20 protein-coding genes are annotated in these 17,167 nt (G+C 60.0%); 8 read left to right on the forward strand and 12 right to left on the reverse strand.

The window, feature by feature from the left end:
• Positions 1-142: 142 nt before the first annotated feature.
• Both ACSQ3F_RS24670 and ACSQ3F_RS24675 read left to right on the forward strand, forming a co-directional pair.
• Entirely contained in the window at positions 143-307 is a 165-nt protein-coding gene (locus tag ACSQ3F_RS24670; protein ID WP_436102852.1) for a hypothetical protein, read from the forward strand.
• 291 nt (positions 308-598) lie between these two features.
• The gene (locus ACSQ3F_RS24675; protein ID WP_436102853.1) at positions 599-772 is read left to right on the forward strand and encodes a hypothetical protein; all 174 of its coding nucleotides are present in this window, start codon (positions 599-601) and stop codon (positions 770-772) included.
• A gap of 62 nt (positions 773-834) precedes the next feature.
• On the opposite strand, the gene ACSQ3F_RS24680 is transcribed toward ACSQ3F_RS24675, so the two are convergent.
• Positions 835-1,140, reverse strand: a complete 306-nt coding sequence (locus tag ACSQ3F_RS24680; protein WP_436102854.1) for a WGR domain-containing protein — start codon at positions 1,138-1,140, stop codon at positions 835-837.
• Between the two features lie 403 nt (positions 1,141-1,543).
• Between ACSQ3F_RS24680 and ACSQ3F_RS24685 the strand changes: the two genes are divergently transcribed.
• A complete protein-coding gene (locus ACSQ3F_RS24685) occupies positions 1,544-1,885 on the forward strand; it encodes a hypothetical protein (RefSeq protein ID WP_436102855.1) in 342 nt (113 codons plus the stop codon).
• Between the two features lie 238 nt (positions 1,886-2,123).
• Here the strand turns inward: ACSQ3F_RS24685 and ACSQ3F_RS24690 are convergent, their stop codons facing one another.
• The 4 genes from ACSQ3F_RS24690 to traC form a co-directional block, all read right to left on the reverse strand.
• A complete protein-coding gene (locus tag ACSQ3F_RS24690) occupies positions 2,124-2,573 on the reverse strand; it encodes a thermonuclease family protein (protein ID WP_436102856.1) in 450 nt (149 codons plus the stop codon).
• Between the two features lie 436 nt (positions 2,574-3,009).
• Entirely contained in the window at positions 3,010-4,938 is a 1,929-nt protein-coding gene (traG, locus tag ACSQ3F_RS24695; RefSeq protein WP_436102857.1) for a Ti-type conjugative transfer system protein TraG, read from the reverse strand.
• Entirely contained in the window at positions 4,925-5,140 is a 216-nt protein-coding gene (gene traD, locus ACSQ3F_RS24700) for a type IV conjugative transfer system coupling protein TraD (protein ID WP_307235445.1), read from the reverse strand. The genes traG and traD overlap by 14 nt, the downstream gene beginning before the upstream one ends.
• A gap of 4 nt (positions 5,141-5,144) precedes the next feature.
• The gene (gene traC / locus ACSQ3F_RS24705) at positions 5,145-5,441 is read right to left on the reverse strand and encodes a conjugal transfer protein TraC (protein ID WP_436102858.1); all 297 of its coding nucleotides are present in this window, start codon (positions 5,439-5,441) and stop codon (positions 5,145-5,147) included.
• 254 nt (positions 5,442-5,695) lie between these two features.
• Between traC and traA the strand changes: the two genes are divergently transcribed.
• Genes traA through ACSQ3F_RS24725 form a run of 4 tightly spaced genes read left to right on the forward strand, consistent with a single transcriptional unit; the run spans position 5,696 to position 11,372 of the window.
• The gene (traA, locus tag ACSQ3F_RS24710) at positions 5,696-9,022 is read left to right on the forward strand and encodes a Ti-type conjugative transfer relaxase TraA (RefSeq protein ID WP_436102859.1); all 3,327 of its coding nucleotides are present in this window, start codon (positions 5,696-5,698) and stop codon (positions 9,020-9,022) included.
• Positions 9,019-9,582, forward strand: a complete 564-nt coding sequence (gene traF, locus ACSQ3F_RS24715) for a conjugative transfer signal peptidase TraF (RefSeq protein ID WP_436102860.1) — start codon at positions 9,019-9,021, stop codon at positions 9,580-9,582. Before traA ends, traF begins: the two co-directional genes overlap by 4 nt.
• Positions 9,572-10,735 carry a conjugal transfer protein TraB gene (locus ACSQ3F_RS24720; protein ID WP_436102861.1) on the forward strand — a complete coding sequence of 388 codons (1,164 nt, stop codon included), beginning with the start codon at positions 9,572-9,574 and terminating at the stop codon, positions 10,733-10,735. The genes traF and ACSQ3F_RS24720 overlap by 11 nt, the downstream gene beginning before the upstream one ends.
• A gap of 16 nt (positions 10,736-10,751) precedes the next feature.
• Positions 10,752-11,372: a TraH family protein gene (locus ACSQ3F_RS24725; RefSeq protein ID WP_436102862.1), complete on the forward strand. Its 621-nt coding sequence runs from the start codon at positions 10,752-10,754 to the stop codon at positions 11,370-11,372.
• Positions 11,373-11,715: 343 nt separating this feature from the next.
• Here ACSQ3F_RS24725 and ACSQ3F_RS24730 read toward each other — a convergent pair whose 3' ends face one another.
• From ACSQ3F_RS24730 to ACSQ3F_RS24740, 3 genes are all read right to left on the reverse strand, one after another.
• Positions 11,716-12,090, reverse strand: coding sequence for a DUF5615 family PIN-like protein (locus ACSQ3F_RS24730; RefSeq protein ID WP_047620158.1), 375 nt, complete (start codon positions 12,088-12,090; stop codon positions 11,716-11,718).
• Positions 12,087-12,719 carry a DUF433 domain-containing protein gene (locus ACSQ3F_RS24735; RefSeq protein WP_436102863.1) on the reverse strand — a complete coding sequence of 211 codons (633 nt, stop codon included), beginning with the start codon at positions 12,717-12,719 and terminating at the stop codon, positions 12,087-12,089. Before ACSQ3F_RS24735 ends, ACSQ3F_RS24730 begins: the two co-directional genes overlap by 4 nt.
• 119 nt (positions 12,720-12,838) lie before the next feature.
• Positions 12,839-13,087 carry a helix-turn-helix domain-containing protein gene (locus ACSQ3F_RS24740; RefSeq protein ID WP_040126052.1) on the reverse strand — a complete coding sequence of 83 codons (249 nt, stop codon included), beginning with the start codon at positions 13,085-13,087 and terminating at the stop codon, positions 12,839-12,841.
• 293 nt (positions 13,088-13,380) lie between these two features.
• On the opposite strand from ACSQ3F_RS24740, the gene ACSQ3F_RS24745 reads away from it, so the two are divergent.
• Positions 13,381-13,671 (forward strand): transcriptional repressor TraM, encoded by a 291-nt coding sequence (locus ACSQ3F_RS24745; RefSeq protein WP_436102864.1) that lies wholly within the window; start codon positions 13,381-13,383, stop codon positions 13,669-13,671.
• A gap of 3 nt (positions 13,672-13,674) precedes the next feature.
• On the opposite strand, the gene ACSQ3F_RS24750 is transcribed toward ACSQ3F_RS24745, so the two are convergent.
• From ACSQ3F_RS24750 to trbG, 4 genes are all read right to left on the reverse strand, one after another.
• Positions 13,675-14,379, reverse strand: a complete 705-nt coding sequence (locus ACSQ3F_RS24750) for an autoinducer binding domain-containing protein (RefSeq protein WP_436102865.1) — start codon at positions 14,377-14,379, stop codon at positions 13,675-13,677.
• A gap of 210 nt (positions 14,380-14,589) precedes the next feature.
• Positions 14,590-15,888 carry an IncP-type conjugal transfer protein TrbI gene (trbI, locus tag ACSQ3F_RS24755; RefSeq protein WP_436102866.1) on the reverse strand — a complete coding sequence of 433 codons (1,299 nt, stop codon included), beginning with the start codon at positions 15,886-15,888 and terminating at the stop codon, positions 14,590-14,592.
• Between the two features lie 11 nt (positions 15,889-15,899).
• The gene (gene trbH / locus ACSQ3F_RS24760; protein ID WP_436102867.1) at positions 15,900-16,340 is read right to left on the reverse strand and encodes a conjugal transfer protein TrbH; all 441 of its coding nucleotides are present in this window, start codon (positions 16,338-16,340) and stop codon (positions 15,900-15,902) included.
• Between the two features lie 3 nt (positions 16,341-16,343).
• Entirely contained in the window at positions 16,344-17,156 is an 813-nt protein-coding gene (gene trbG / locus ACSQ3F_RS24765) for a P-type conjugative transfer protein TrbG (protein ID WP_436102868.1), read from the reverse strand.
• Positions 17,157-17,167: the final 11 nt, after the last annotated feature.

A 17,167-nucleotide genomic window follows, 5' to 3' on the forward strand; every position in this document is an offset into this window, starting at 1 on the left:
CGCGGTTCCCCCAATTTTGCCGCTACGCAACAAAATCGGCTCCCCCACTCGCCGCCTCAGGCGGTCGCATCCGCGATCCCTGACCCCGCCATCCCCTCCCGCCCTGCGAAATCGTCTTTCACACACTCATGGAGATGAGACGATGACGAACGAACAGCACATCGAAGAACTGCGGGCTGAGCTTAACAACGCATGCGACGCTGCGGAGCGTCGCGAGATCCAGACCGAGCTGGACCTAGCTCAAGCCGAGCTGGCGATTATCAGGGCAGAGCAGGACGGTAGCGTCGACGCCGAGCCGCCCTTCTGAGGGCGGCAGATAACATAGCCAAACATGAGCTGTTTAATTTGTCAAAAGGGGTAAGACGTTGCACGGTGTCCCTGTCGACTAAGGTCATCGACATCGGGAATGTTGCAGTTCGGTCGTCGTGCAGCAACTCATCGCCATCAGAATTTTCCCCGCCGCTTTGCGTCTCCTCGCGCGCCAAAATTCAGGTGTCGAAAAGTCCTCCGCTTCGCTGCGGCCGTACCGATGCAGCCCTCCTTGTCCCAGCCTGCGGTCAATCCTCGCGATAACCGCAATCGACAAGGAGAAACCACCATGCAACGCCTCGCACAATTCCTCGCAGCCACCGGCCGCCAACTCCGCAACCTTGGCAAGATCATCTGTCACTTCTTCCGCAAGGGCAAGCTTGGCTTCAAGCTCGCAATCAAGATCCCGTTCTTCGTCGAGATCGAAGTATCGTTCGAGAGCGACTGGAACCGGCGCGATTGACGCGCCATCAGGAGAGCCTTGTCGGCGTCTGTCTGAACATAAGAGACCGAAAGCGATTGGCATCAGCGTCGCAGATACCGGAGGGTTCGTGGTCGATAGCCGCGAGCGCGTTTTTGTTTCAACAGTTCGAGAAACAGTCGAACCGCTTCCTCCTCCCGTTCGAACACATGCTGCTTCTCCTGGCCACGCTTGCCGATCCGTCCCCAGCGCCGGGTCAGGCAAGCCTCCCCGAACATCGTCTGCTCAATCTCCATGGCATAATACCGTGCCATGTTCTTGGCTGTATCCGTTCGTTCGACATAGAGCTGGTAGGGTTGCGAAATCATGCCAGCATGATCGTAGCACGGCGCCGTCACGTCCAACGACATATGTGAATCCTACAAGTGCGACCGATTCATTTTCGTGAAGAATGGCATTCGGGCGAGGCGCCGACGCCGCGCGGCTCTCGTCGCGCTGCGACCGGAGCCCGCAAGCGGTCTCCGCCCCGTCGGGTCACGATCCTCTCGCGGCAGGAAGCACGCCTCTGCCAAATGTCATTGTCCGCAGACAGCCCAAGCCTCCCATGGCCATCGGAGATGGCAAGCGGTCGCGTCCTTTCAGGACGCGTTTCTATCTCTCTCTGACATCCCATTTTGCACTCGCCGTTCCGGCGTCAAGGACATCGCGGCCCCTCCAATTTTCCCAGCGCCGCAAGCGGCACAGAGAAAATCGGTTCCTCTGCTCGCCGCAGCGCGGCCGCGTTCCGCGGTCCCTGACCCATCACGGACTACGGTGCGGACACCTTTCGTCAGAAACGAAAAGGAGACTCTGATGACAAAGCATCAAAACACTCACCTGGTTGGCGAAGATCAAAAGCTGCTGAATTGGCTTGAAAGCTTGCGCCGACATTTCGATGCGGAAGTTCATCTTCCCGCCGATATCTCGCGCGAATTTCTGTCTGCGGCGCTGCTTTGGGCAATCGACAACAAGGTGGATTTCGGATTGTTCCATGAGGCCGACCAGATCATCATTGCGCATTTTGGCGGTGATGAGATCTACCTCCCGTCGCGGTGGTCCGACAAACGATGGCACATCGGCCTTGAGGACAAAGAGCCTTTCGACCCGGGCGATTGAGGTCGAGACCAGAGGCGGCCGTCCGCCTCTGGTCTTTGCCTTTCGCGTGAGCCGTTCCAGCCGGCTCGACCGGCCGGAGCGGCTATGAAAGGGGGCTCTGCCGCCCCTCTCAAGCTCACCCATGAAGCAAGGGCAAGCCCCTCCTTCAAACTTCCTCCCATGGGGAAAGGGGACGGTTCCCTCCTCCCTTTCCCCAAACCCCTATCCCTCTCCCATGCGGAGAATTGATGACCGGCCGTCACATGCCATCGCACCATCCGTGTCGCGCGCCATCCCACGACCGGGCGAGACCCTCATCGATCAAAACATCGCCCAATGAATTGCCTGCACGAGACACCGTCCGAAGCTTCCGTCCATATTTGTCCTCGTCTCGGAACTCGGCCGACAATGAGAATTTTCCTGCGTTGAGCAGCGCAAGCAGTCGCGACTTTGCCGCCTCGCCCTTGATCCGTTCAGCCTCGCATCGCGGTGGGCTGAGTTCGGGCGTATCGATATCGGCAATACGGATTTTCTGGCCGTTGAACCAGAATGTGTCGCCGTCGACGACGCAGTTCGCTCGATGGCTTCCATCGCAGATCGAAAATGCAGCCGACAATGAATCCGTCGTCGGTGTCTTGGCCAAAGTGGTGAGACCGGGGAGAGCGTCGGCGCCGCCATAGGCAAGCCAACTTCCAACAGCAATGATCACGGTGCATAGAACTGCCGTCGAGCATTTACGCCATCTGTTCTGCCCAGATCTCAGCAGTCTTCCACCCGCGCGCTGCCGATCGCGGCCACCTCCGGCCTTCGGCGGCTTTCTGAACGGAACCACATTTAATTTCGCCATCATCCGATCCCTCGTTTCGCCTCACCCTATGTCGGACCCGGTTTCATCTGCGTTTACGGAGGAACTGGCTCCGTGCTACGGCGTGGCCGCCAAAATGGTGCGCGAGGGGCGGGGAGCAGTCGATCCCGCCTCCCCTTCGGGCCACTATGTTGAGGCTCCTGCGGCTGCCCTGTTTCCCACCCGTCGCACGACGAGAATTCCCGAAATCTCGCCCGTCGGGCGTCGCCATGCTGATTTCTCCGATGCTCTTCATTTTCCTGGATCAGCCTTGCCCGATTGCACTGCGCGCCGGCTTGCCTCATGGAGGCTTTGGCGCGTCCCCAATCATGTGAAACTTGTTCGTGCCGACGGATGCCTTCATGTCGTCGCGCCGGAACCAGATGGCTCGTCCGCATCGGAGCGGCGCGTTTCCTGCGGTGAAGACGATCTGTTCGTCGGCACGCATGCGCAGAACTTCGTGGGGCTGGATGAGTGGTCTGGCGGCGAGCTGCTTCGAGCGTGTCCGCGATGATCCCTTTGCCTGGAAACTGCGGCTCACCTGGTCGATCTCGACCGTTGTCATGCCGCAGCGTCGGGAGATGTAATCGGCGGTCTCGGGATCGTTGATGGCCGCGAACGAAATCCAGCTGGCACTCTCGAACCACTTGCTTGCCGCATCGCGGCCGCCATAGGTTTCGCGCATCTGGCCGATCGACTGATAGATCATCGTGAGCGTGATGCCGTACTTGCGGCCAGCATCACGCGCTGTCTCGATGATCCGCATGTAGCCGAGGCGGGCGACCTCATCGAGGAGAAAAAGCGCGCGCCCCTGTCCGTCGCGATTGTAGATGGCGTTGAGAAGCGAGCCGATGACGACGCGCGCAAGACCGGAATGGGTCTCCAATGTCTTGAGGTCGATGTTTATGAAGACGTCGGTGTTTCCCGCGGCGATGTCGCTGGTCGAGAATTTCTTTCCCGACACGAGGGCGGCATAGTTCGGATAGGAAAGCCAGTGTGTCTCCTTGACCGCATTGGCATAGACGCCAGAGAAGGTTTCCGGCGTCATGTTGACGAAGGCTGCGACGTTTTCTTTCACGAAATCCGAGCCGGAATTGTCGTAGATGTCCTGCAGCCGCTTGCGCAATGTCGGCTCAGGTTCGGAGAGGTTCATGCGTACCTGCCGAAGTGTCTGGTCCTTTTCATCCGTGTGACCGGACAGGCAGACATCGGCGATCAGCGCTGTCAGCAGTTGCAGCGCTGAGGCGCGAAAGAAGTCGTCACGGACACCACGCGCGCCGCCGCTGTCGCTCATGATCCATGAGGCGACCGAGGCAATATCCTCTTCCTTGGTTCCGCCGAAACGTCCGACCCAATCAAGGACGTTAAAGCCAATGTCCGGCTTCCTCGGATCGAGAATGAACACGTCCCTTCCCGCTCCGCCGCGATGTCCGGAGACCATCGGTGCGACCTCGTTCGATGGATCCAGCACGATCAGCGTGCCTCCCCATTTGAGTGCGGTCGGGATCGTCACCGACGTCGTCTTGAAACCGCCGGAACCGGCAAAGACAATCCCGTGCGACGAGCCGAACGAGCCATCGAAGCAGAGCAACGGCGACTTGCCACCGGCGCCCCAGGTCTCAGCGCTGTCGGCGCGAAACGCTTGGCTCCCGACATTGTCTTTGTCGACCCGATAGCGCTCGCCGATGACGATGCCACCAGCATCGGGAAACAACTTTGCCGCTTCCGTCAGTTTCATCCAATCCGCTTCGCCATGGAGCGCCCGCTTGCCCTGAATGCGCTTCGGCTCGGCCCTTGTGAATGCGGCATTGCCGATGAGCGCCACGCGGAGTGCGAAGCAGGCACATAATAGCGCCGCACTCGCTCCGATCGACGTTGCCGGATCGAGAAAGGCCAAGACCGTCTTGTCGGCCGGCAGCGTCTTCATGAAAGAGGAAAGGCGCATTGTTTCGCGGACTGCTGCGACCAGGATTGTCCCACTCGATCCCGCGACGACGCCCCAACCTGCGTGCTTGATATTGATCGAACCGGCGCTCGCGAACAGCAACAGAACTCCGATCGTCGCACCGGCGACATAGGGCAATGCGATGCCCGCCCGCCCCCATGCCAGTCGCGCGGCCTCGGTCTTACCGAAACCGGAAAACCACTGCTCGATCCCGGTCATTCCGATGACGACCGGGATCATCAACGCTGCCGGCACGACGACGAGCGCAATCCTATTGATCGTCATTGCCGAAGGCCTCCACACCAAGTCCGGTGAGCCTGGATCGCTCGCCATCATCGCCCTTGATGCGGCGGGCTGCATCGATGAGCGCGCCCAGCAACAGCGCTCGCTTCTCGTAGCGCAGCCCTGCCTTGACGATCAGGCCGCCGAGCTCGATCTTTTCGCGCGTGTCCTTCTTGCGGGCGTCGGATGTCATTGTCCTCGCCATACGCTCAAGCTTCGCCAGCGCTGCCCGCGCCCGCGCCAGACGCGTCCGCCGTGGTCGATGCTTGTCCGCTGCTATCGCCTGCGCCCTTTTTCCCTCCGGTCGTAGCGCCCTGCCCTCCGCGAAACCGTTTGGTCAGTTGCTCAAACGCAGCCTGAAGCTCCGCCTCGTCGATCTCGATTTCGCCCAGTCCTGCCCTGAGCGCAATCCGGCCAATCCGCTCTGCTTCCCGGGCTTCGGCAATCTTGAGCTGCTCCTGCAGTTTGGCGATTTCGTCGCGGATTTTCGCGGATGGCTTCTTCATTCCGATTGTCTCCCTGGCTGAGAAAGCGTGTCTTTCGAAGCCAGTTTTTCGGATGAGAGTGCGGAACGCACTACTGTGAATCCTACAATCGCCAACGGCGATGCTTTCGGGAATGATCCCGGCCGTTCCGAAGGAGCGGCTTCCAAGGGCGCAATTATACGTCGCTGACGCGACGTGTTGCTGAGCGCGCCTGGCAGGGCCGCCGCTCCCGACGAACCCTTTGATTTCGTTCGCAACCGGGAGAGAACTCCGCCGTGGCCGTCCCTCACTTCTCAGTCAGCGTCGTCGCCCGTGGCTCCGGCCGCAGCGCCGTCCTGTCGGCGGCCTACCGGCACTGCGCCAAGATGGAGTTCGAGAGGGAAGCTCGAACGATCGACTACACCCGCAAGCAGGGGCTCCTGCACGAGGAGTTCGTGATCCCCGCCGACGCGCCGAAATGGGTGCGCAGCATGATTGCCGATCGCTCGGTCGCCGGGGCATCCGAGGCTTTCTGGAACAAAGTGGAGGGCTTCGAGAAGCGATCCGACGCGCAGCTCGCCAAGGACGTTACCATAGCCCTGCCGCTCGAGCTGACGGCCGAACAGAACATCGCGCTCGTCCGGGATTTCGTGGAGCGGCATATCACGTCGAAAGGTATGGGCGCGGACTGGGTCTATCACGACGCACCTGGCAATCCGCATGTCCATCTCATGACGACATTGCGACCACTCACCGAAGATGGGTTCGGTTCGAAGAAGGTCGCGGTTCTCGCCCCGGACGGCAAGCCGATCCGCAATGGTGCCGGCAAGATCGTCTATGGGCTTTGGGCCGGAGACGTCGATGACTTCAACGCTTTTCGGGACGGCTGGTTTGCCTGCCAGAACAAACATTTAGCGCTTGCTGGTCTCGATATCCGGGTCGACGGCCGTTCCTTCGAAAAGCAGGGCATTGCCCTGGAGCCGACCCTTCACCTTGGCGTCGGCACCACAGCTATCGAGCGCAAGGCGCAGCAATCCGACCGGACGTCAGAAAGTTCGACGAGCAAGCTCGAACGCGTCGAGCTTCAGGAGGAGCGCCGCAGCGAGAACGCCCGCCGCATCCAGCGCCGTCCGGAGATCGTGCTTGGCCTGATCACCCGGGAAAAGAGCGTCTTCGACGAACGCGATGTTGCGAAGGTCTTGTATCGCTATATCGACGATGCCGCTCTGTTCCAAAGTCTGATGGTCCGCATTCTGCAAAGTCCGGAAGCGCTCCGGCTCGAACGCGAGCCGATCAACTTTGCGACTGGTATTCGGACACCCGCGAAGTACACCACGCGCGAGATGATCCGGCTTGAAGCCGAGATGGTCAACCGCGCGATCTGGCTCTCCGGTCGCGCCTCCCATGGCGTCCGTGAGGCGGTGCTGCAGGCGACCTTTGCGCACCATTCCCGTCTGTCGGATGAGCAGCGAACGGCTATCGAGCATGTCGCCGGGGCCACGCGGATTGCCGCTGTCGTCGGCCGCGCCGGCGCCGGCAAGACGACGATGATGAAGGCTGCGCGCGAGGCGTGGGAAACCGCCGGCTATCGTGTGGTCGGCGGAGCGTTGGCTGGCAAAGCCGCCGAAGGTTTGGAGAAGGAAGCTGGTATCGTTTCCCGCACGCTGTCGTCGTGGGAGCTTCGCTGGAACCAGGGTCGCAACCAGCTCGACGACAGATGCGTTTTCGTACTCGACGAGGCCGGCATGGTGTCGTCACGGCAGATGGCGCTCTTCGTCGAAGCCGTCACCAGGGCCGGCGCCAAACTCGTCCTTGTCGGCGATCCGGAACAGCTTCAACCGATCGAAGCGGGCGCCGCCTTCCGTGCAATCGTCGATCGCATCGGCTATGCCGAACTCGAGACTATCTACCGCCAGCGCCAGCAATGGATGCGCGACGCCTCGCTCGATCTGGCGCGTGGCAATGTCGGCAAGGCTGTCGATGCCTACACCGCCCATGGTCGAATGATTGGTTCGAGACTGAAGGACGAGGCCGTCGAAAGCCTGATCGCAGCTTGGGACCGGGACTACGACCCTTCGAAGACCAGCCTGATCCTCGCACACCTTCGCCGCGACGTCCGAAAGCTCAATGATATGGCCCGCGCCAAGCTGGTCGAGCGTGGCGTCGTCGCAGACGGATTTGCGTTCAAGACAGAGGACGGAACCCGCATGTTCGCGACCGGCGACCAGATCGTGTTCCTCAAGAACGAGGGCAGCCTTGGCGTCAAGAACGGCATGCTCGCAAAGGTGCTTGAGGCTGCACCCGGCCGGATCGTCGCTGAGATCGGCGAAGGGGAACATCGTCGCCAGGTCACGATCGAGCAGCGCTTCTACAACAACCTCGACCACGGCTATGCGACGACGATCCACAAGAGCCAGGGCACGACCGTCGACCGGGTGAAGGTGCTTGCTTCGCTCTCGTTGGACAGGCATCTCACCTATGTGGCCATGACGCGCCATCGTGAGGATCTCGCCGTCTACTACGGCAGTCGCTCCTTCGCGAAATCCGGCGGCCTCATCCCGATCCTGTCGCGCCGGAACGCCAAGGAGACGACGCTCGATTACGCGAAGGCGTCGTTCTACGGCCAAGCGCTGCGCTTCGCGGAAGCGCGGGGCCTGCACCTCATGAATGTGGCCCGCACGATCGCGCACGATCGCCTCCAATGGGCCGTACGGCAGAGCTCGAGGCTCGCCGACCTCGGCGCCCGTCTTGCCGCCATCGGTGCGGCACTCGGACTGGTCCGCGGCAGCAACAAACACTCCATCCCGGACACAAGCAAGGAGGCCAAGCCCATGGTATCAGGCATCACCACCTTCCCGAAATCGCTCGTCCAGGCTGTCGAAGACAAGCTCGCCGCCGATCCCGGGCTCAAGAGGCAATGGGAGGACGTCTCGACCCGCTTCCAACTCGTCTACGCGAAGCCGGAAGCTGCCTTCAAGACGATCAATGTCGATACCATGTTGAAGGACCAGTCGGTCGCGCAGTCCACCCTGGCAAGGATAGCCGGCGAGCCAGAGAGCTTTGGCGCGCTCAAGGGCAAGACCGGTCTTCTCGCGAGCCGTGGCGACAAGCAGGACCGGGAAAAAGCGCTCGCCAATGTGCCGGCGCTCGCCCGAAATCTTGAACGCTACCTTCGTGAGCGGGCCGAGGCCGAATTCAAACATGAGAAGGAGGAGCGCGCGGTCCGGCTCAAGGTTTCGGTCGACATCCCGGCGCTCTCTCCAGCCGCCAAGCAAACGCTCGAACGCGTGCGCGATGCGATCGATCGCAACGATCTTCCGGCTGGCCTCGAATACGCGCTCGCCGACAAAATGGTGAAAGCAGAACTCGAAGGTTTCGCCAAGGCGGTTTCCGAACGTTTCGGGGAACGGACCTTCCTGCCTTTGGCTGCGAAAGACACGAGCGGCAAGACTTTCGAGACCGTCACAGCAGGAATGACGGCCGGCCAGAAGGCGGAGGTCCAGGCCGCGTGGAACTCCATGCGGACAGTCCAGCGAATTGGCTCTCATGAACGAACGACGGAAGCGCTCAAGCAGGCCGAGACGCTGCGGCAAACCAAGAGCCAAGGGCTCTCGCTGAAATGACCGAGGCTGCAACCCGCCTGTCGATGACCACGCAGCAACGACGAGCCATTGTGGTTCTGTCGATGGCGGCGGTGGCCGCCATCCTGCTGGTGGTGACTGCCGTCGCCTGCGGCTACCGCATCAATCTGACACCGAGCGAGCCACTCGGCCTTTGGCGCATCATCCCGCTTCATCGACCGGCAGCAGTCGACGACCTCCTGTTTATCTGCCCGCCGGAAACGGCGGCGATGCAGGCTGCGAGGGCACGAGGCTATCTCCGTTCTGGTTACTGCCCGGGCGGTGTCGCACCGTTGATCAAGACAGTGATCGCCGTTGCAGGACAGCATGTCGAAATCGGCGTCAGCGTGAGCGTGGATGGGCGGGGGGTTTCCTCTTCCAGCCTCGCACTACGAGATGGAAAAGACCGGCCGTTGACGCCCTTTCCGAGCGGCATTGTACCGCCAGGATATGTCTTCCTGCATTCCGCATTCCCCGGCTCCTATGACTCCCGATATTTTGGCCCGGTGCCGATCTCCGGCATTCTCGGGCTGGCGCAGGAGGTGTTCACCTATGTGCCGTGATTACCTTCGGCCGGCGCTGCTGATATTCGCTTCGATTGCTGTCGGCGTGGTGGGCTGGAGCGGCCATGTGTTGCTCCTTCCTGTCGCACTGGGGTTTCCCGTTCTGTGGTCGATCGCGCACACGAGATTGGTCGCGGCACTTGTCTCCGCCGGATATTTCCTGGCCGCAGCACGTGGTTTGCCGCAAGGGGTGGCCACCTTCTATTCGTCGGATATCTGGCCGGGCCTGTTACTCTGGCTGTGCGCGTCTTTGGGTTTTGTCGCGGTGCATCTGGTGCTCTGGACGAACAAGGAGAGCCTCCGTCCGTTTCGCTATTTTCTCGCTGCCGTCATCATGACCATCCCGCCATTCGGCATCACGGGCTGGGCGCTTCCTATCACCGCCGCCGGCGTTCTGTTTCCGGGCTGGGGGTGGTGGGGATTGGGCTTCATGACAGCTGGCCTTGCGGGCCTCGTAACCCGCATGTGGCCAGCTGTCGCCATTGCCTTAGCAGGCTTATGGCTTTGGTCCGCCGCGATCTGGACCGACCCGAAACTACCGGAAGGCTGGCAGGGCGTCGATCTGGAAATGGGCGCTTCGCTCGGCCGCGAGGCCGGTCTTCACCGCCATCGTGACATGATTGCAACGGTGCATGGCGCCGCCAGCGATGGCGCCCGCTTCGTGGTGCTGCCGGAAAGTGCGCTCGGTTTCTGGACACCGACCGTGGAGCGGCTTTGGACCGGCGCCTTCAGCGATGGCGATGCGACGGTCATCGCCGGCGCCACGGTGCTCGATGCCACCGGCTACGACAATGTCCTCGTCGCGATCGACCGGAACGGCGGAAGTATCCTCTATCGCGGACGCATGCCGGTTCCCGGCTCGATGTGGCAGCCGTGGCGATCCTGGTTTGGGGAGAGCGGCGGCGCCCGGGCGGATTTCTTCGCGAACCCGGTCGTCCCGATCGGTGCCAGCCGGGCGGCGCCTCTGATCTGCTACGAGCAACTGATCGTATGGCCGATCCTCCAGTCCATGCTCCACGATCCGGATTTTGTCGTCGCCGTGGGAAACGGCTGGTGGACCGAAGGGACGTCGATCGTCGCCATTCAGCGCGCCGCTGCCACTGGCTGGGCAAAGCTCTTCGCAAAACCGCTTGTTATTGCCTTCAACACCTGAGCGCAGAGGAGACACCATGCTTGACGCCGCCCTGATAAAAGAATGCGCAGACCCTTCTCTCAAGCCCGCGATCGTCGAGCAATTCGTGATGGCAGCGGGCTCGGCTGATCCCTTCGCCGTGACCGTCAAATCGGGCGGCCGATTGATCCTCGTTCCGAAAGCGGCATCGGCCGAGGAGGCGATGGCGATCGTACGGCAATATGCTGGTCAGGCGGTCGTTCGCGTTGGGCTGACCCAGTTCCCCGCTGGCGTGGGAGCGAAGGAACCGACGGATCTGAAACCCGACCTTGTCGATGCCTGCCAAAACCTCCGTAAAGGTACGGCGATGTTTGCCAAGGTCCTTAGGATCGTTGCGAAATGGTATGGCAACCCCACGAGCAAAGACGTGTTCCCGCAGATTTTCGAGGATGCGGTTTACGCATGGAAGACCGGTGAGTTCGAGGGCTTGAGTGTGTTTCAGGCGGATGACCCCGGCGGGGCACTAGCCAACCAAGAGGAACCGCGGGCCTTTAAATCGGAGGCGGATACAGTCGATGCCGGGGCTCCGGAGCGGACTGAGGCAGAAACTTCGGACGAAAAGAAAATTGGCACTGCGGGGATACGGGTCGATCTATCTCGCATTGGTGGTCAGCAATAGCGTTGAGTTCGTCTCTTCGCGTGAGGCACGTTCAGTCGAGCGAGAACTCAGCGCGAGTCCAAAAGCATGAAATTAGTGTGTTTCCGACGCATGAAATTAGTGTGAGCCAGATGCATAATGTTTGGGCTTGTTGCGGAGGCCAGCCAGTACGAAAACATCGTGCCCTGACGAAAGTTCAGTCTGAGAGGGTCAACGCGCTACTATAGGTCTTCAAGGATGCGGTCTGCGCATGCCGCAGCAAAGGCATACGTCTCACCGAGGAAGAGGGGCGTTGGAGGCAGCGCAAGACGTTGGGCACGCGGGGATTCTGATCAATCTGTCCCGCATCGGCGGGAATTGACCTTCACTCTGGCAGTGCATAGCGCGTCAGCAGTGCCTCGCCCTCTTCGATGGCGATCTCGATCACCTCGTTCACCAGATCCGGAGAACCGGCGAGTTCCTGCAGAACGAGCGTGAACAATTCCCGCTGCTGCATCGGCAGAACCTGCGGCACGATGATCACCAGGCCAGCATGCAGATCCTCTCGCGCATGGAGTTTCCTGAAGTCACGGGCATTGTTCGTCACGAAGGTAAAATCTTCCGCGACGATCCGGGGCATCAGATCCCAATCGGTCTCGCCGCTGAGGCCCAGCCAATTGACGTGAAAGCAATCGTGGCCGTGATGTTGAGCCACGGCCACGAGCGATGTGTGCAGGCATTCGTCGACGAGAAACTTCACGAAGCCGTGCCCGAGGGCTTTTCGGTACCGGCCTTTCCGAGAGGCAAGCGCTTCACCGACGTCACTTTCAGTCCCTGCTCCGACAACTTTCGTGGCCGCCCACGGGCAGGATGAGCCGCTACCCAGATTTCGGCGAGGTCCACCATGCGCGCCGTGAGAGCCGGATAGCCCTCGACGATCTCGTCCGTGGCAGCGCCTAGCAATTTCATCGCAGCGATTGTTCGGACTGGAACGCGCGTGCCTTTGAAGACCGGTTCGCCGCCAACCACGCCTTTCACGCTGTGGATGATCTTGTCCGCTTCCCTGAGCGCTTCGCCACGCGCGGCCAAGTGCTCCCTCGCTCTCGCGACGTCGACGATCAGATAGTCGTCCGCTCTGACCGTGTCGGCTTCAGGATTTTCGTCGATGGCGGCAAAGAGGCGCTTCCGGCGTTCGGCGGAAAGGATCGAACCGACGCCGAACCAGAGCTTCAGGCGCAGCAGATCGTCGTCAGTGATCGCACGGCTTCGGTGGCTGGTAGAGGGTCTTCCAATGATTCGTTTGTCGATCGCGTTGTGTACCGACTTAATGCCGATCTCACTCACGGCAGCCGCCTCAGCGGGTGTGTATTCGCGAAGTGCTGCAGCCATAATTATTCTCCTTCAAAAGAATATATATGATGCGTGGGCAATTCGCAATGTGCTGGCACAAATGAATTCTCGTCATTGCCGGCTGGGCATGAACCCGGCAGTCCGCAAGACAACTTCTCTTAATCGTCAAGCTCGGCGGTTGGCATCTGTGGCTCCTTCGGAGGCCGCTTCAGCAACTCACAGGCTTCGATGCCCAAGACTGTCGCCAAACGGTCGACGACATCGATGCTTGCATTGTAGACGCTACGCTCTAGCGAACTGATGTAGGTGCGATCGATGTCCGCGCGATGCGCGAGCTCCTCCTGGGACAAGCCTTTAGCCTGCCGTGCAGCTCGCAAATTTCGCGCAAATACCTCTCGAATCTCCATGGTCGAGAGAACAGCGGCTTGATGAGTATCCTACCACGGAGTATTCTCTACAACTCAAGCGAGGGCCGAATCCTTTTGAGCAAGTAAGCAAGGCAGTCTCGTTCAAGTTCCCTGCACCTCTTCGACGTCGGTGTGGGGAGGCGCGAGATGAAGTCATCACAGGATCCCAGTTGCCCCTAATCCAGAAATCTTAGATGGATGACTGTCCGAGAATATTGTGGTGACGCTCAACCGATATCATAAAGCCGCAGTCTTAGGTCAGGGCGATAGAGAATGAAGTTAGGGAGAAGCGGATGAACGATGTGGGCTCATCTCGCTACAGTTCGATGCAAGAGTCAGAACTAGAGGTGCTAGCGATTGCTGCGATCCGTGAGCACCGCAATCTTATTGCCGCCGATGAGGCTGTCTATGAGCAATGGACTCGCGCCAGCGCCGATCCGTCGGTTTCCGCCGCCGTACTCAAATGTCTGCAGGATGAGTATGTCGCGCGTCAGAAAAAATCCGAAGCCCAGCAGGAGGTGCTGTCGGAAATCATTGATGTGCTTGGCTACGTCCCTGAAATTGGCGCAGATGGCGAAGACTGACGCTCATACCAGACCGTGGTCTTTTGCGATCGCGACAAGTTGCGGAACGGTTGCCGCGTCGAGCTTTTCGCGTGCTTTATCGAGGTAGTGCTGCACTGTCCTCGGGTTGATCCCCGTCAAGATTGCGGTTTCCGGAGCGCTTTTGCCCTTTGCCGCCCACATGAGGCACATTGCTTCTCTTGGTGAAAGCAACCGTTTCGGGGCGACAATCGTTGTCGCAGCGATGATCTTCAGGCGGTAGTGGATCGCCAGAACCGCCCGGATCGCTTTTTGCGCATCCTGCAGTTTAGAACCGTCAGCCGTCTGCGCTGAGGATGCAAACGTCAGCATCATCGTCGACCCGAAACTTCCCTCGACGGGAATCGTCACCCCGCTCCGAATACCATGTTCAATCGCTTGGTCTCGGAAGCGCCTGAGCTTGGAGCTTCCACGAGATGGCCAATCATCGGCCGTCCAGGAAAACATCCGCATGCGAGTCTTGGCTTCCCACACGACTGGATCGATCTGGGAATATTGGCTGACAACGTAAACGTCCTGCCATTCCTCGGGATAGGAGTTGAATGTGCGGATTTCGGCGCCTTCGGTCTGCAGATACGCGAAACGTTCAAAGCCACAAGAGTTTGCGAAGGTTTTCAGGGCACTTTTGATCATACGTTCATCGTGCGCGGCTTCTGCCATGTCGATGAGAGAGCGAAGGTCTCCGGTCAATGCCTTTTCTCCTACTGCGCAGTTGAGAGCCTCCACTCGTCGCGCTATGGTCATTGCAAGTCATAGGTGTACTCTCCTCCTCCGAGTATTCAAGTCTTCACGATCTAAATATGATAATTTGAGGAGAGATTTTCGCTGCCCCTGGTATCGCTGTGCGATATGGCCCCGCCAGCGCGCCGAAATAGCGGAAATCTGAGGTTCCTGAGCTTGTTACCGGCCGCTGTAGGTAGACGGAAAAATAATATCCTGATCGACCAGGACGCTGAACTTGTAGCCCGGCCGGATCCGAACCGTCGGCTGAACGTTCAGATTCTTTGAGATGGTCTCTTCCGCTACCCGGCCGAACGACTCGGCAAAATTCCGTCGTGCTGCATCCGAGGCGGTATCCTGCGTCGCGAGCGTCGAACTCTCGGGCATCGACATATCGATCCCGGTCCCGATGATTGCCACCAGCGCCGCCGAACCGAAAGTCCTCCAGAGATGGCGGTCGACCTTGTCTTGGAAGCCCCCATATCCTTCGGCGTCCGTGCCAGCCATGCCGCCGATCTGCAGGGTAGACCCATTCGGGAAAATGAGGTCCGTCCAGACGACGAGAACCCGTTCCTGGCCGAAGGACACCTTGGAATCGTAGCGACCGAACAGCTTTGCGCCCTGCGGAATAAGGAGGCGGTAGCCGGTCGCGCTATCGTAGACATTCTGGCTGACCTGAGCGGTAATGCGCCCCGGCAGGTCGGAATTGAGGCCGGTGATCAATGTGGCCGGGATGACCGAACCGCGCTTCAATTCATTGGGTGACATCTGTGGCACGACCTGGTTTGGCAGGTAGCCGAGATCTTTGATGTCCTGATTGAAAAAATCCTCTTTCGACGTCTGCCCGTTCTGATCGACGTTCTGTCCCATCAGGCCGGATTTCATGGCCGCGGCATAAAGGTCTGAGGCGCTGTTCGCCACGGCATTTGTCGGCTGGCGGCCGGTGTCATTGGTGGAGCTTGCAGCCTTCTCGACATCGGAAATGTCTACCTTTAGCGGCGAATCGAGCGCCGTGGAACGAGCCTGGAGACGCGCCATCCGCTGCCGCTGCGCCTCGCGCATATATTGTTCATCCTGCTCTCGCTTCAGGCGAGCCTTCCACTCCTCTTCGGATTCGAGCCTTTGTCGGCGATCTTGTCGATCTGTTGGTTGGCGCTCGACGACCGGTTCCTGCTTTTCCTTTTTCTCCGCGACGACCGGCGTCGGCTGAAACACCTCCTGCTTTTCTGGCTCACCGATAATGCCGTCCGTGACACCCCGCTTAAGCTGGTCGCCGAAACTGGTCGCAGGGCTGTTGGAAGCACTCTCGATGTCGCCACGGTTGAAGGAAAGCCCGCGCAGCGACAGACCAATCACGACGACGCCGACGAACAGCACGATGACAATGATTGCGACGATGATCGGCAGGCGGTTGAGCCGACGCATGCCCTGCTGATCGTCGGCTTGGCTCGACGTGCCAAGCTGGAGCGACTGGACCATGTTAATCTCCGTCAGTTGCGCTGCATGATCGAAAGGGGACTGGCCGGCGTCGCGCCGGCCGCCGTCGGCGTGTAAGCGCGGCCAAGAGCGATGGAAGGCGTCGAGACCTGCACTAGCACCTGTCCATCGAAGCCCTCGATTGCATAAGCAAGCTCGACCGGCTTGACGTCTTTGGCGACTTTGCCGTCCGTGACGACCGTGTAGCCCCACCCCTTCAGGGCCGCCTCGAGGGCGGATGCGAACTCCGATGTGTCCGTCTCCATTTTGATCGTGGTCGTAGCACCTGCCGGGCCGATCTGTTCAGCCAGACGACTTGCCATGTCGCCGGCGATGGCGCTTGCAGCCGGTCCGGTGACGGCCACGGGGGTCGAGCTGGTGGTGAGTGCGTCGTCGGCCGTTTGGCAGCTGGAGAGCGGCGCGACCGCGATGAAGAATGCGAATAGCTTCCGCATGGTTTAGCCTCCCCGCCGGATGGTGATCTTCTGCTGCCGCCAACCGACGCCGGAAATGAGGATCGCCTTGTCGATCGCATAGTCGACGGTCATCATGTCGTTCTTCATCCGGTAATTGACAATGCGATTTTGACCGCCGGAGACGACGAAGAGCACAGGTGCCTCCTGGCCGGAGATCGACTTCGGGAACTGAATGTAGGTCTTCACCCCGTCCGAATAGACCCGCTTCGGTTTCCACAAAGCACCGCCGCTGAGTGAATAGGAAAAGTTCAGCTTGTCCGGCGCGGTACCCGGAATGCCGCCCGTTTCGAGACGGGCGTTGATGTCGGCGAGCTTGGTCGACACGTCTTCCGGATATTCGAAACCAACGCGCGCCATGTACTGGCTGGGATGGGATTTGAGCTGGATGTGATAGGTTCGACGTGACGTGGTGACGACCATCGAGGTGAGAAGCCCTGGCTCCGATGGTTTGACGATCAGATGGATGGCCTGTCCGCCTGTCGCACCCGAGGTGGCCGGCTCTACCTTCCAGCGCACGATGTCGCCGACGAGGACGTCGCGAACGATCTCGCCACCCTGAAGTTCGATGTCGCAGACCTGTAAAGGCGAGCAGACGACGGAAGGTTGCGTTTCGCCGAACAGGAAGATCACCTTTCCGTCCGGTCCCGTCGTGACCAGTCCCGGCGTGCCGCGCCACTTCCTGGAAAGATTTGTTCCTTTCACCTCGTTGCTCGTCATGCTTTGCGCCTGCGCGCCCGCCGCAAGCAAGAGTCCGGCTATGCAGCCGGCGGCTGCGATCAATTCTGTTTTTTTCATTGAAAGAATCC

It is taken from the genome of Pararhizobium sp. LjRoot238 (assembly GCF_964252955.1).
Taxonomy (GTDB): domain Bacteria; phylum Pseudomonadota; class Alphaproteobacteria; order Rhizobiales; family Rhizobiaceae; genus Pararhizobium.

Coding starts and splice junctions, on each gene's coding strand:
- ACSQ3F_RS24670 (WP_436102852.1), top strand. CDS start 143: ATGACGAACGAACAGCACATCGAAGAACTGCGGGCTGAGCTTAACAAC.
- ACSQ3F_RS24675 (WP_436102853.1), top strand. CDS start 599: ATGCAACGCCTCGCACAATTCCTCGCAGCCACCGGCCGCCAACTCCGC.
- ACSQ3F_RS24680 (WP_436102854.1), bottom strand. CDS start 1,140: ATGTCGTTGGACGTGACGGCGCCGTGCTACGATCATGCTGGCATGATT.
- traG (WP_436102857.1), bottom strand. CDS start 4,938: ATGACGATCAATAGGATTGCGCTCGTCGTCGTGCCGGCAGCGTTGATG.
- traD (WP_307235445.1), bottom strand. CDS start 5,140: ATGGCGAGGACAATGACATCCGACGCCCGCAAGAAGGACACGCGCGAA.
- traC (WP_436102858.1), bottom strand. CDS start 5,441: ATGAAGAAGCCATCCGCGAAAATCCGCGACGAAATCGCCAAACTGCAG.
- traF (WP_436102860.1), top strand. CDS start 9,019: ATGACCGAGGCTGCAACCCGCCTGTCGATGACCACGCAGCAACGACGA.
- ACSQ3F_RS24720 (WP_436102861.1), top strand. CDS start 9,572: ATGTGCCGTGATTACCTTCGGCCGGCGCTGCTGATATTCGCTTCGATT.
- ACSQ3F_RS24725 (WP_436102862.1), top strand. CDS start 10,752: ATGCTTGACGCCGCCCTGATAAAAGAATGCGCAGACCCTTCTCTCAAG.
- ACSQ3F_RS24735 (WP_436102863.1), bottom strand. CDS start 12,719: ATGGCTGCAGCACTTCGCGAATACACACCCGCTGAGGCGGCTGCCGTG.
- ACSQ3F_RS24740 (WP_040126052.1), bottom strand. CDS start 13,087: ATGGAGATTCGAGAGGTATTTGCGCGAAATTTGCGAGCTGCACGGCAG.
- ACSQ3F_RS24745 (WP_436102864.1), top strand. CDS start 13,381: ATGAACGATGTGGGCTCATCTCGCTACAGTTCGATGCAAGAGTCAGAA.
- trbI (WP_436102866.1), bottom strand. CDS start 15,888: ATGGTCCAGTCGCTCCAGCTTGGCACGTCGAGCCAAGCCGACGATCAG.
- trbH (WP_436102867.1), bottom strand. CDS start 16,340: ATGCGGAAGCTATTCGCATTCTTCATCGCGGTCGCGCCGCTCTCCAGC.
- trbG (WP_436102868.1), bottom strand. CDS start 17,156: ATGAAAAAAACAGAATTGATCGCAGCCGCCGGCTGCATAGCCGGACTC.